Below are 13,250 nucleotides of genomic sequence, written 5' to 3'. Positions count from 1 at the left end.
CATTTTGGAATGCGTTTCCTGTAGGAGCTGCCGAAGGCTGCGATCTTTTCGCTTGTAACCTTTATGCGATATCCCGCAACTCGCGCCGCAGAATTTTCCCTACAGGCGTCATCGGCAACGACTCACGCAACACGATGTGCTTCGGCACCTTGTAGGCCGTGAAATTCTCTTTGCAGTAAGCCTTCAGCTCTTCCAGGCTGACCCCGCTCTCCCGCGCTACCACAAACAGCTTCACCGCCTCTCCCGAACGCTCGTCCGGCACGCCGATGACCGCGCAGTTGGCGACTTTCGGGTGGGCCATGACCACGTCTTCGATTTCGTTGGGATAAACGTTGAAGCCGGAGACGATGATCATGTCCTTCTTGCGATCGACGATGCGCACGAAACCGTCGGGGTCGATCACGGCGATATCTCCAGACTTGAACCAACCCTCGGCATCCAGCACTTCGGCGGTGGCTTCGGGTTTGTTCCAGTAACCCTTCATGATCTGCGGGCCTTTGATGCACAGCTCGCCGCGCTCGCCCAGCGGCTGTTCGACGCCGTCATCGTTGATGATTTTCACCAGCGTGCCCGGCACCGGCAGGCCGACAGTGCCCAGGCGCGACTGATCGCCGTATGGGTTGGTGCACGCCACCGGCGAGGTTTCGGTCAGGCCGTAGCCTTCGGTGATACGGCAACCGGTCATCAGCTCCCAGCGCTCGGCGGTGGCCTTGACCAGCGCAGTGCCGCCGGAGTTGGTGAGCTTCAGGCTGGAGAAATCCAGGGTCTTGAAATCGGGATGATCCATCAGCGCAACGAACAAGGTGTTCAAACCCAGCAGCGCCGAGAAGCGCCAGTTCTTCAGTTCCTTGATGAAGCCGGCGATGTCGCGCGGATTGGAGATCAGCACGTTGTGGTTGCCGGACACCATCATGCACATGCAATTCGCAGTGAAGGCATAGATGTGGTACAGCGGCAGCGGCGCGATCATCACTTCCTGGCCTTCGCGCAACAGCGGCTGACCGTCCGCGCCGAGCTGAGCCAGACAGGCGCGCACCTGCTGCATGTTCGCCACCAGATTGCCGTGGGTGAGCATCGCGCCCTTGGCCAGGCCGGTGGTGCCGCCGGTGTATTGCAGCACGGCGATGTCATCGAGGCCGACGTTCAGCGGTTTGATGCCCAGGCCGCGGCCCATGCGCAGCGCGCTTTTGAACGAAGTGGCTTGCGGCAGCGAATACTCGGGAACCAGTTTCTTCACTTTGCTGACCACGGTGTTGACCAGCCAGCCTTTGGCGGTGGGCATCAGGTCGCCCATCTTCGCTTCGATCAAATATTGGATGTCGGTGTCGGGCAGCACTTCTTGGACTTTCTGCCCGAACAGGTTCAGATAGACCAGCGCGCGCGCGCCGGAATCCTTGAACTGGTGGCGCATTTCCCGTGGCGTATACAACGGGTTGGTATTGACCACGATCAGCCCGGCGCGCAGCGCGCCGAACACGGCAATCGGATAATGCAGAACGTTGGGCATCTGCACCGCGATGCGATCCCCCGGCACCAGATCGGTATGGGCCTGCAGGTATCCTGCAAACGCCGCGCTCTGGCGCTCGAGTTCGGCGTAGGTCAGGGTGATGCCCATGCTGCTGAACGCCGGGCGGTCAGCGAACTTCTTGCAGGAACGCTCAAACACTTCGATGACCGACTTGAACTCGCCCATGTCGATGTCCAGCGGTACGCCGGCCGGGCGTTTGTCATTCCAGAAATCAGGTTGCATTGTTCTTGTCCTCTTTACCTGAGCCGATCCGGGAGCCGCTTTCTGTCGTTTCTGCTTCGTCCATGGAAGGCGAAAAGCACAAAGCGGAGCTTCACGGACACTAGCAGCTATGGCCATTGAGGCAAATATGACGCAAGCCCTCATTGATCCCGTGAATCTTCCTGCCGTGGCGTGAGCTGATCAGACGCGCTATACACTGTGGCGATGCTGAGCAAAGGAATCGCCATGACCCACGACACCTTCTGGCTGGACGCGAGTGACCGCAGCCGCCTGTACGTCAACCGCTGGCTGCCGGCCACGCCATTGAAAGCGGTGATTCTGCTGGCCCATGGCATGGCCGAACACAGCGCTCGCTACGCTCGACTCGCCGACACGTTTTGCGACAAAGACTATGGCGTCTACGCCCCGGATCTGCGTGGCCATGGTCGCACCGCCGACAACGGCACTCTCGGCCATTTCGCCGATGACGACGGTTGGTGCAAGGTCGTCGGCGATCTGGCCAGCCTCAACCAGCACATCGGCCAGCAACATCCCGGCGTGCCGATCATCCTCCTCGGCCACAGCATGGGCAGCTACATCGCCCAAGGCTATTTGTTGCACCACAGCGCCAGTCTGCACGGGGCGATTCTCAGCGGCTCGAATTTCCAGCCGGTGGCCCTCTATCGCGTCGCGCGGCAGATAGCCCGGCTGGAAAAACTTCGCCAGGGCGGCAAGGGCCGCAGTGCATTGATCGAGTGGCTGTCGTTCGGCTCGTTCAACAATAAATTCAAACCGGTGCGCACCCGTTTCGACTGGCTGAGCCGCGACCCGGCGGAGGTCGACAAGTACGCCGCCGACCCGTTGTGCGGCTTTCGCTGCACCAATCAGCTGTGGATCGACCTGCTCGGCGGGTTGCAGCAAATCAGCAAAGCGTCCAATCTCGCGCAGATCGATCCGGGCCTGCCGCTGCTGGTGATTGGCGGCGAATGTGATCCGGTGAGCGAGGGCAAGCGTCTGACAGATCTGGCCAATGCCTTGCGCAGGGCCGGCAGCCAGCATCTGCAACTGAAGATCTACCCGCAGGCCCGGCACGAATTGTTCAATGAAAGCAATCGCGACGAAGTGAGCGCCGATGTGCTCGCCTGGATCGACCAGGCCCTGAGCCACCGGCGCCCACAGCGCAGCGAATAATTTTTTGTGGATTGACTGAAATCCGTCACAGGAATCGAAACCGATGACCCAGGTTACCAACATCCCTTACGAAGCCCTTGAAGTCGGCCAGACCGCCAGCTACAGCAAGACTGTCGAAGAGCGCGACATTCAGCTGTTCGCCGCGATGTCGGGCGACCACAACCCGGTGCACCTGGACGCCGAGTTTGCCGCCGCCAGCATGTTCAAGGAACGCATCGCCCACGGCATGTTCAGCGGGGCGCTGATCAGCGCAGCGGTGGCCTGTGAATTGCCTGGGCCGGGCACTATCTATATCGGTCAGCAGATGAGCTTTCAGAAGCCGGTGAAGATCGGCGACACGCTGACGGTGCGCCTGGAGATTCTGGAGAAACTGCCGAAATTCCGCGTGCGCATTGCCACTCGCGTGTTCAATCAGCGTGATGAATTGGTAGTGGATGGTGAAGCGGAGATTCTGGCGCCGCGCAAACAGCAGACGGTGACGTTGCCGACATTGCCGGCGATCAGTATTGGCTGATGATTGGGAAGTGTCAGGTAGATTGCTACCCCCTCACCCCAGCCCTCTCCCCCAAGGGGGCGAGGGGGAAAGGGAGCTGATCTGCATCGGATTCAAATCCTGCGCTCGGCGCGGGCGATCTTCAAGACCTTCCAGAACCAGAGTTCAACTCAGATCGCTCAAGTCGGCTTAACTCCGGCATTCACCTCGGTCAGTCCCCTCTCCCTCCGGGAGAGGGCTAGGGTGAGGGGCTTTTCCTGCGGGCACAAAAAAACGCCAGACAAGCTGGCGTTTTTTTTCAGCCGACTAACTCTTACGAGTTCGCACGAGCCTGGTTACGCAGGGCTTTCACCTGGTCGTGGTTGCGTTGTACGCCGTGGTACTGACGCTCAACCAGATCCTTGATGCCCACCAGATTGTGCTTGTTGATCTTCTCGATCGCTTCACGATAAGCCTTCAGCGCATGGTCTTCACCGCGCTCGGCTTCGTTCAGCACAGCCTCTTCGTCTTTACCGGTGAACATGGATTTGACGTCGACCCAGCGACGGTGCAGATCACCGGCAACACTGGTCGAAGTTTCCGGATCACCGCCCAGCGAACGTACCTGAGCCTGCAGCTCGGCTGCTGCGGTGGCGCAATCGGCGGAGCGCTGCACGAACAGGGTTTTCAGTTCTGGGTGCTTGATGTCTTCGGCGCAAGTCTTGAACCCTTCCTGACCGTCCTTGCAGGTTTCAATCAGGTCGTTGAGTACAGAAATGGCTTCTTTATTCATGTCGGTCATTTTTCAATTCCTTGCGATGGGTTGAAGATGCAAGGGATATTGCAGTGTGCGTGCCAGCTTCGCTTCAGGTAAAAAATTCTTTGTTTTCAGTGACTTAAGAAAGATTGAACCATCTGTATGCTGGTTTTTTGCATGATCTGTCATTTGGCCTGCATGCAGAATGCCTGTATTTTCCAGGCTGTCATGTGAATCGATGAAGCGTGCTGATGAATCCGGAAAAACTCGAACTGCTGATCACCCGCGAGATGCCCTTCGGCAAATACAAAGGGCGGATCATTGCCGACTTGCCTGGCCCCTATCTGAACTGGTTCGCCCGTGAAGGCTTTCCCCACGGTGAACTCGGTGGCCTGTTGGCGTTGATGCAGGAGATCGACCACAACGGCCTGTCCGACCTGCTCGAACCGCTGCGCGCCAAACACGGCAAACCCGCCCCGCGCCACTGACGCGCCCTTCCCTCTTGAGCGTTGCCGACCATGCCTGACAACACCCGCCGCGCCCGTGACGAAGCCTTCTGGCAGACATTCGCCGACCGATACGATGTGCAGCCCGGCCCGGTCAATCTGGAAAACGGTTACTTCGGGCGCATGTCGCGCACGGTGATCGAGGAGTACCAGCGCAATATCGAGCTGATCAACACCAGCAACTCGATTTATGTGCGCCAGCGCTTTGAACAGCACGACAACCTTGAGATCCGCGCGCAACTGGCCGAACTGATCGGCGTGCGCGCGCAAAGCGTGGCGCTGACGCGCAATGCCACCGAAGGCCTGCAATCGCTGATCCGCAATTACAATCGCTTGCAACCGGGCGATCAGGTGCTGATCTGCGACCTTGAGTACGACACGGTCAAAGGCGCCATGCGCTGGCTGGCGAAACAGCGTGGCGTTGAGGTCATCGAGATTACCCACCAGCATCCCGCCAGTTTCGACAGCCTGCTGGAAAGCTACTGGGAAGCTTTCACCCGCCACCCGAAGCTCAAACTGATGACGCTGACCCATGTCACCCATCGCACCGGTCTGGTCATGCCGGTGCAAGCCATCGCCGCACTGGCCAAAGAGCACGGCGTCGACATCATCCTCGACGGTGCCCACGCCCTCGGCCAGATTGAATTTGACCTGCAAGCGTTGGGCATCGCTTTCGCCGGTTACAACCTGCACAAATGGATCGGCGCACCGCTGACCCTTGGCTTCATCTATATCGCCCCGCAGCGTCTGGCTGATATCGATCCGGACATGGGCGAGATGCATTACCCGGTTACCGATATCCGCGCGCGCACCTCGTACAGCACGCCGAACATCCCGGCGCTGATGACTTTGCCGCTGGTGTTCGAAGAGCACGACGCGCTCGGCGGCGCCGCAGCCAAAAGCCCACGCCTGAATTACCTGCGCAACCTGTGGGTCAGCGCCGTGCGACACCTGCCGGGCATCGAAGTGCTGACGCCTGACGACCCGCAACTGTATTGCGGGATCACCGCGCTGCGCTTCACCCGGCATACCGATCAACAGGCCATGGCCGAGCGTCTGCTCAACGAATTCAACCTGTTCACCGTGGTGCGCACCGGCGCCGCGTGCGGGCCTTGTATCCGCATCACCCCGGGGCTGACCACTACGGCCAGCGAAATGGAGCAGCTGGTTCGGGCGCTGAACCAGCTGCGCTAGAACGGCACACCGGAGTTTTTTTCGTAGCCTTCAAGACCCAACTGCGCCGACACGGCGAAGGTGTCGATGCCGAGGGTCAGGCTGGCGAAGGCGCCGTCTTCAAGATCGGCGCCGGCGATCGGCTGCAATACCAACTGCAAGGCGTCCTCGGCGGCAGCTTCACAGCCGCAGCGGCCTGGGAGGTGCAAGGTGCCGGCCCAGGCCTCGTGGTGAGCTTGGGCTCCTGCTTCGTCGCCGGGAATGAATACGTTCAGCTTCAGGCAAGCAGCCCCGTGCGCAGGTCGATCCGGATAGACACTGGTGAAGCGGACGATGCCATGGCTATCAGTCAATTGACTGCCGCCCAGGCTGGTGTCGCCATCGACACGCTGTTGAATGCGCACCAGCGCGCCGATGACCGGCTCGCTGGTCATCGCATCGACCAGCGACAGACGCAGGATCAGCGGCAGGCCTTGGACACCCTGGCTGATATTGCGCACTTGGGAATCGGCTGCGGGGCGGCCGAGGGGAAGTTGCTTCGGTTGATAACGGGATTGTGGTGTAAGGGTCAGAGACTGACGGTCGTCCATGAGGCGTTCTCTCTTCCATAAGATGGACGCAGATTAACCCCGTGAAAAAGCCAGCGTGCAGTAACTATGTATCGCGGCATGTACCGGCAGTTTTTTCAGCGCAAAAAAAAGGTGCGCCGACCAAGCGCACCATAAAGCCGTAAAGCACACAACGAGGTGTAGGGGTAAAGATCAGTCCAGCAGCGCCAGGGCTTCGGCAGTGCATTCCTGAATGCGCGCCCAGTCGCCGTTTTTGATCCACTCCGGATCAAGCATCCAGCTACCGCCCACGCACATGACGTTTTTCAGCGCCATGTAGCTCTTGATATTGGCCGGGCCGACGCCGCCAGTCGGGCAGAATTTCACTTCGCCGAACGGGCCGCCGAGCGCCTTGATTGCCGCCACGCCACCGCTGACTTCCGCCGGGAACAGCTTGAAGCGGCGATAGCCCAGACCGTAGCCTTCCATGATCCCCGAGGCGTTGCTGATGCCCGGCAACAGCGGAATCGGGCTGTCGACGCTGGCCTCGAGCAGGTCACGGGTGATGCCCGGGGTGACGATGAATTGCGAGCCGGCCGCTTCCGCCGCTGCGAGCATGTTGCGGTCGAGCACGGTGCCGGCACCGGTCATCAGTTCCGGGCGCTGTTCGCGCAGGATCTGAATGGCCTTGAGGCCGAACTGCGAACGCAGGGTCACTTCCAGCGCAGTCAGGCCACCGGCAGCGAGGGCGTCGGCCAGTGGCAGCACGTCCTGTTCGCGGGCGATGGTGATCACTGGCAGGATCCGCGCCTTGGCGCAGAGACTGTCGATCAGGGCAACTTTGTCCGCCATGGAAACGGTCGGGGATGGGGTTGTCATAGCGGCTGTTCCTTGGCTCATGGGCACCAGTAAATCTCTAACGTAGGTTGCAGAAACGCGCGCACCGGCATGGCCGCAACGTCATCGGATGCCAGCGCGGCATTCAGGGTGGTCAGTTTCGATTGACCGGAAATCGACAGAATCTTGTGCCGGGCCGAGGCCAGCAGCGCGCGGCTCATGGTCAGGCGCTGACGTGGCACGCTGGGCGCCAGCATCGGCCAGCAACGGCGCGTGCCATCGGCTTGCAGGGCTTCGCCGAGGTTCGGGCTGTCGGGGAACAGCGACGCGGTGTGACCGTCATCGCCCATGCCCAATACCAGCACGTCGATCGGCGGCAGTTCGCCGAGCAGACGATCGGCCTGTTCCGCAGCCTGCTCGACGTTGGCCGCCGCGCTGTAGAGGCTGAGGAACTGCGCCTTGGCTGCCGGGCCTTTGAGCAGATACTGCTTGAGCAGGCCGGCATTGCTGTCGGCATGTTCCACCGGCACCCAGCGTTCGTCGGCCAGGGTCACGACGACCTTCGACCAGTCCAGCTCCTGCTTGGCCAGGTGCTGGAAGAACGCTACCGGGCTGCGCCCGCCGGACACCACCAGCACCGCGTTGCCGCGCGCGGCAATGGCGTCGCTCAGTTGCTTGGCAACGTTCAGCGCCAGACCTTCGGCGAGCAGCACCGGGCTGTTGAATTCGCGGGCAGTCACGCCCGTCGGCAGTTGCACATCAGATATCGCCATACCACGACCTCCCGTCCCGCGTGATCAAAGCAATGGAGCTCATCGGCCCCCACGACCCGGCCGCATACGGCTTGGGCGCGTCACCGGATTTCTTCCACCCGGCGATCAGCTGGTCACACCACTTCCACGCGGCTTCGATTTCATCTTTACGGACAAACAGGTTCTGATTGCCGTTCATCACTTCCAGCAACAACCGCTCGTAGGCATCGGGGATCCGCGCGCTACGCCAGGTGTCGGAGAAATTCAGTTGCAGCGGCCCGCTGCGCAGTTGCATGCCCTTGTCCAGGCCCTGCTCCTTGGTCATCACGCGCAAGGAAATGCCTTCGTCCGGTTGCAGGCGGATGATCAGTTTGTTGCTGATCTGCAGACGCTGCTCCGGGGCGAAGATGTAGTGCGACGGTTCCTTGAAGTGGATGACGATCTGCGACAGCTTCTGCGGCATGCGCTTGCCGGTACGCAGGTAGAACGGCACGCCGGCCCAGCGCCAGTTGCGGATGTCGGCACGCAGGGCGACGAAGGTTTCGGTGTCGCTCTGGGTGTTGGAATTCGGTTCTTCGAGGTAACCCGGAACGGATTTGCCCTCGCTGTGGCCGGCGATGTACTGACCGCGCACCACTTGCGTGGTCAGGCCTTCCGGACTGATCGGCGCGAGCGCCTTGAGCACTTTCACTTTCTCGTCACGGATGCTGTCGGCGGACAGGTCGGCCGGCGGGTCCATGGCGATCAGGCAGAGCAGCTGCAACAGGTGATTCTGGATCATGTCGCGCAGCTGGCCGGCCTTGTCGAAATAGCCCCAACGGCCTTCGATGCCGACCTTCTCGGCCACGGTGATTTCCACGTGGGAGATGTAATTCTGGTTCCACTGGGTTTCGAACAGGCTGTTGGCGAAACGCAGGGCGATCAGGTTCTGAACGGTTTCTTTGCCCAGATAGTGGTCGATGCGGTAGGTGCGGTCTTCCGGGAAGAACTGCGCGACGGCGTCGTTGACCTTGCGCGACGATTCCAGGTCAGAGCCGATCGGTTTTTCCAGCACCACCCGAGTATTTTCGGCCAGACCGACTTTCTCGAGGTTCTCGCAGATCGCGCCGTACACCGCCGCCGGGGTGGCGAAGTAGGCAATCATGCGTTGGCTGCTGCCAGCCAGTTCCGCCAGCGCCACGTAATCCTCAGCCTTGAGGAAGTCGACGTGCAGATAGGTCAGGCGCGCGAGAAAGCGCTCGGCCACGGTTTCGTTCAGCTCTTTGCCGACGTAACGGCGCAATTCGGCGGCGATGAACGCCATGTGCTGCTGCTCGCTGCCGGGCTCACGGGCCAGCGCGATGATGCGCGTGTCCTCGTGCAGCAGGTCGGCACCGTCAAGGTGATACAGGGCAGGAAACAGCTTGCGCAGGGCCAGATCGCCAAGCGCGCCGAACAAGGCAAAGGTGCACGGTTCAACCGTAATGGAAGGCATGATGTTTGTTCTTTTATCAAGTTAAGCTACAAATACCTTTTTTCAAGGCATCACTCAAGGGAAAATGTAGTAATAACCACAACATTTTCGCAGAATACTTAATCCGAGTGGTGGTCGCCCGGACGCATCAGTAGGATAGGCCACCGTCACGGGCCATATCAAAGGCCCAATTTGCATAGCCCGACGCAACTCTGCGTCGGTGAATCAGGAATTCCATATGGACCGCGTGCGAAATTTACTGGAACAGATCCAGAGTCGCCTTGAAGAGCTGAACAAGGCCGAACGTAAGGTCGCCGAGGTGATCCTGCTCAACCCGCAGCAGGCCACCCGCTTCAGCATCGCCGCCCTCGCCCAGGCCGCCTCGGTGAGCGAACCGACGGTCAACCGTTTCTGCCGTTCGTTCGGTGTCAGCGGCTATCCCGAGCTCAAGCTGCAATTGGCGCAGAGCCTGGCCAGTGGCGCGGCGTATGTCAGCCGCGCGGTCGAGGCTGACGACAATCCCGAGGCGTACACGCAGAAGATTTTCGGCAGCGCCATCGCTTCCCTGGACAGCGCTTGTCAGGCGCTCGACCCGAACCTGATCAGCCGCGCCGTCGACCTGTTGATCCAGGCCCGGCAGATCCATTTCTTCGGCCTCGGCGCCTCTGCCCCGGTAGCGCTGGATGCGCAGCACAAGTTCTTCCGCTTCAACCTTGCGGTCACTGCGCATGCCGATGTGCTGATGCAGCGAATGATTGCTTCGGTGGCGCACACCGGTGAGCTGTTCGTGATCATTTCCTACACCGGGCGTACCCGCGAGCTGGTGGAAGTGGCGCGGATTGCCCGCGAGAACGGTGCTTCGGTGTTGGGCCTGACGGCGGAGAACTCACCGCTGGCCAAGGCCAGTACCCTGAGCCTGAATATTCCGTTGCCGGAAGACACCGACATTTACATGCCGATGACGTCGCGGATCATTCAGTTGACCGTGCTGGATGTGCTGGCGACCGGGATGACCTTGCGCCGTGGCGTGGATTTCCAGCCGCATTTGCGCAAGATCAAAGAGAGCCTGAATGCCAGCCGGTATCCGGTGGGTGACGAGTTCAATTGATCTCTGATGGCTGATCGTTCCCACGCTCTGCGTGGAAATGCCTCAAGGGACGCTCCGCGTTCCAGTTCCGAAAGGGACGCAGAGCGTCCCGGGCTGCATTCCCACGCAGAGCGTGGGAACGATCAGGCCGCCGCCCACGCCTGCAAACTCAAATGTGCCTTCTCCCCCGGCGCCAGGTGCAGGCTGTCGGTGCCGCCCGCCGCTGCTTCTACGCAAACGAATTCGGAAATCTCGTCCCAACTCACCCCCAGCAACGGCCGCGCGCCGGGATGCCAGACGACGGTGTCGCCGCTGTCACCGGTATCGATGCACAACTCGCGCTGCCAGGCGTGATCCTTGAGCTGCAATTCGCCGTCATGCTGGAACACCCGCTGACAGCCGCCATCGACCCGCAACTCGCCTTCCTGCTGGCAAACCTGACGATTCAACTGATCATAACCCTGCGCGCCTTCGAGGCCAGACAGCGCTATCTCACCGACATCACCGATACGCCAGTAAGCGTGCAAAGCCTGGCTCAACTGGCACGGCATGTCGTCCTGATGCTCGGTGCTCAGGCGCAATTCCATGCGTTCGCCCAAGTGCGCGTGCAGGTCGACCTGCCAATCGCACAGCTGCAGTTGCCAGTGCAGGCGCACGCCATCCTCGGCGCTGCTGCTGTCGAGCAGTTTCCAGTCGAGCAGTCGCGCCCAACCATGGGACGGCCATGCGTTTTCGCTCGGATGACGGCCATACCACGGCCAGCACACCGGCACGCCACCGCGAATCGCGCCGACATGCGGCCACTTCGCCGCGCACCACAACCACGGCTTCTGCCCGCGCGGCTGAAAATGCAGCAACTGCGCGCCCTGACGACTGAACACCGCCTGACACAGCGTATGATCGATCACCAACACGTCGCGCATCTGATAGCGCTCCCAGGCGAACACCGGCCGCTCGCGCAGGGATTTGAAGAAGCGTTGCAGCGGATGCTCATGCATTGGCTACGGTCCTGAAAATCATGGAGTTACAATTACCTTTGTGACCCTTGAATACTGTGGCGAGGGGATTTATCCCCGTTCGACTGCGAAGCAGTCGCAAACCTGGAAAACGGCCTCTCGCTGATACACCTCAGTGGATGGCTTTGGGGCCGCTTCGCAGCCCATCGGGGATAAATCCCCTCACCACAATGGGTACGACATAACTCTTTCTGCGGGTCTCGCAAAAAAAAGCGGACAGCCTTGGCTGTCCGCAAAATGCGCACATAGAGAGGAGCTTATCGCAGACGCGTCAGAACGTTGACTGAATTTTCAGGCCAGCGACCAAAGCGTTATCGACTTCATCCACACCGCCCGGATGGGTGATGTATTGCAGGTTGGGACGCACGGTCAGCCAGTTGGTGACATGGATGCCGTAGTTGAGCTCGTAGTTGTATTCGGTCTCACGAATCGGCGAGAACGCGGCGTTGTCGTAGTCGGACACACCGTTGGCAGCGTTCAGCAGTTCAGCGTTGCGCTTGACGTCCTTGTTGACGTGGATACGCGCAGCGCCGATACCGATGTCATCTTTCGGACGCGCGTCGAACGGGCCTTTGTAGACAAACATCACCGACTGGTAGTTGTCGATGAAGTTGGTGTCCTTGTCGTGGAAAGTCGCGTTGGCAGCGATGTTCAGACCGCGAGTCGCATCACCGTTGTGGCTGGTGAGTTGCTGTTGCGCGACGAACCAGTAACCGCTTTTGCTGTTGTGCGACTTGTAGTCGTCACCGGTGGTTGCCGCGTCGAAACCGTTGACGTCTTCGCGAACGTCGTCGGCATCGGCCGTGCTCTTGTAGTAACCGACGCGGTATTCGCCCGGCAGGCTGTTGACCTTCGGCGACCACACCAATTCAACCGGCAGCACCGTACCTTTGGTGCCGCTGCCGCTGAGCTTGAAGCCGTTGCCGTGTTCCAGCTGCGACGGGTTCTGGTTGTACGCACCGATTTGCGCGTAGAGCTCGTCGTTGATGTTGTACTTCACACGGATCGCGGCCTGGCTGACGGGCCAGTTGTACCAGATGTTGGTCGCCCAGTTACCCACTTGCGAACCGCAGAACGCCAGGTTCTGGAAGTCGCACGGGAAGGTGTTGAAGTCTTCGCCTTCGCCGAAGTAACCGGCCTTGACGTCGAGCTTGTTGTCGAAGAACTGGTGCTGGATCCACAGTTGGGTCAGACGCACCATGTGGCCACGGCCGTAGACTTCCTGCGAGGAGCTGAGGGTGCCGGCACGCGGATCGCCAACGCGGTCGTTGGAGATGTTGTAACCGTTACGATTGGTCAGCTGGATCTTCGCCTGGGTGTTGTCCCAGCCCCACAGTTTCTGCAGGTCGAGGGCCACGCCCAGACCGAACTGGTCGGCGTAACGCGCAGTCTTGTCGTCGTTGTAGCCACCGTTCAGGTTGGCGCCCATCTCACCAACGTAGTCGGCCTTGATGTCGATACCCTGCTCGATCAGCTTGGTGCGCTCGCCGCCCCAGTCGCCGGTCATCCACTTGGAGTCGGAGCTGAACGCATCCGCCGCCATCGCATTACCGGCCAGCACCAGTGCAGCTGCCGCAGAAACCTGGCAGATCAACCGGGCATTGACGTGTTTCTTTTTCATCCCTACATCCTCGTCTTTATTGTTATTAACTGTTTTTATCTAACGCGGTTTACATAAATTGCAGTGCTCGACAGGCCGGGCACCGCGTGCTCCTTTGTGGGAGCGAGC

Annotated in this window: 13 protein-coding genes; 5 read left to right on the top strand and 8 right to left on the bottom strand. The window is 60.2% G+C overall.

Going from position 1 to position 13,250, the window contains the following annotated elements:
- Positions 1–61: 61 nt before the first annotated feature.
- Positions 62–1,750, bottom strand: a complete 1,689-nt coding sequence (gene fadD2, locus AC0IXA_RS13735; protein WP_341638962.1) for a long-chain-fatty-acid--CoA ligase FadD2 — start codon at positions 1,748–1,750, stop codon at positions 62–64.
- A gap of 225 nt (positions 1,751–1,975) precedes the next feature.
- On the opposite strand from fadD2, the gene AC0IXA_RS13730 reads away from it, so the two are divergent.
- Together AC0IXA_RS13730 and AC0IXA_RS13725 are read left to right on the top strand one after the other, a co-directional pair.
- Positions 1,976–2,920, top strand: coding sequence for an alpha/beta hydrolase (locus AC0IXA_RS13730; protein WP_130887395.1), 945 nt, complete (start codon positions 1,976–1,978; stop codon positions 2,918–2,920).
- Positions 2,921–2,963: 43 nt separating this feature from the next.
- Complete coding sequence (locus AC0IXA_RS13725) at positions 2,964–3,434, top strand: MaoC family dehydratase (RefSeq protein ID WP_003227420.1); 471 nt, start codon at positions 2,964–2,966, stop codon at positions 3,432–3,434.
- Between the two features lie 292 nt (positions 3,435–3,726).
- Here AC0IXA_RS13725 and AC0IXA_RS13720 read toward each other — a convergent pair whose 3' ends face one another.
- On the bottom strand, positions 3,727–4,194 hold the full coding sequence (locus tag AC0IXA_RS13720; protein WP_016773542.1) for a ferritin-like domain-containing protein: 468 nt from the start codon (positions 4,192–4,194) through the stop codon (positions 3,727–3,729).
- A 206-nt stretch (positions 4,195–4,400) separates the two neighbouring features.
- Between AC0IXA_RS13720 and AC0IXA_RS13715 the strand changes: the two genes are divergently transcribed.
- Together AC0IXA_RS13715 and AC0IXA_RS13710 are read left to right on the top strand one after the other, a co-directional pair.
- Positions 4,401–4,637, top strand: a complete 237-nt coding sequence (locus tag AC0IXA_RS13715; protein ID WP_003227425.1) for a DUF3820 family protein — start codon at positions 4,401–4,403, stop codon at positions 4,635–4,637.
- A 30-nt stretch (positions 4,638–4,667) separates the two neighbouring features.
- Positions 4,668–5,849 (top strand): aminotransferase class V-fold PLP-dependent enzyme, encoded by a 1,182-nt coding sequence (locus tag AC0IXA_RS13710; protein WP_471813459.1) that lies wholly within the window; start codon positions 4,668–4,670, stop codon positions 5,847–5,849.
- On the opposite strand, the gene AC0IXA_RS13705 is transcribed toward AC0IXA_RS13710, so the two are convergent.
- From AC0IXA_RS13705 to zwf, 4 genes are all read right to left on the bottom strand, one after another.
- Positions 5,846–6,418: a peptidase associated/transthyretin-like domain-containing protein gene (locus AC0IXA_RS13705; protein WP_125926435.1), complete on the bottom strand. Its 573-nt coding sequence runs from the start codon at positions 6,416–6,418 to the stop codon at positions 5,846–5,848. The two genes, AC0IXA_RS13710 and AC0IXA_RS13705, sit on opposite strands and share 4 nt — an antisense overlap.
- A 171-nt stretch (positions 6,419–6,589) precedes the next feature.
- Positions 6,590–7,255: a bifunctional 4-hydroxy-2-oxoglutarate aldolase/2-dehydro-3-deoxy-phosphogluconate aldolase gene (locus AC0IXA_RS13700; RefSeq protein WP_016773539.1), complete on the bottom strand. Its 666-nt coding sequence runs from the start codon at positions 7,253–7,255 to the stop codon at positions 6,590–6,592.
- A 17-nt stretch (positions 7,256–7,272) separates the two neighbouring features.
- A complete protein-coding gene (gene pgl / locus AC0IXA_RS13695) occupies positions 7,273–7,986 on the bottom strand; it encodes a 6-phosphogluconolactonase (protein ID WP_016773538.1) in 714 nt (237 codons plus the stop codon).
- Complete coding sequence (zwf, locus tag AC0IXA_RS13690; protein ID WP_016773537.1) at positions 7,973–9,439, bottom strand: glucose-6-phosphate dehydrogenase; 1,467 nt, start codon at positions 9,437–9,439, stop codon at positions 7,973–7,975. Before zwf ends, pgl begins: the two co-directional genes overlap by 14 nt.
- 226 nt (positions 9,440–9,665) lie before the next feature.
- Between zwf and AC0IXA_RS13685 the strand changes: the two genes are divergently transcribed.
- A complete protein-coding gene (locus AC0IXA_RS13685) occupies positions 9,666–10,526 on the top strand; it encodes a MurR/RpiR family transcriptional regulator (protein WP_169842436.1) in 861 nt (286 codons plus the stop codon).
- 122 nt (positions 10,527–10,648) lie between these two features.
- Here the strand turns inward: AC0IXA_RS13685 and AC0IXA_RS13680 are convergent, their stop codons facing one another.
- Together AC0IXA_RS13680 and AC0IXA_RS13675 are read right to left on the bottom strand one after the other, a co-directional pair.
- On the bottom strand, positions 10,649–11,503 hold the full coding sequence (locus AC0IXA_RS13680) for a D-hexose-6-phosphate mutarotase (protein ID WP_471813456.1): 855 nt from the start codon (positions 11,501–11,503) through the stop codon (positions 10,649–10,651).
- Between the two features lie 289 nt (positions 11,504–11,792).
- Positions 11,793–13,142, bottom strand: coding sequence for a carbohydrate porin (locus AC0IXA_RS13675; protein WP_076563920.1), 1,350 nt, complete (start codon positions 13,140–13,142; stop codon positions 11,793–11,795).
- Between the last annotated feature and the right edge of the window lie 108 nt (positions 13,143–13,250).

Source organism: Pseudomonas sp. AC083, assembly GCF_979253165.1.
Note: the sequence above shows the minus strand (reverse complement) of the source record. Positions and strands in the feature narration are given on the sequence as shown.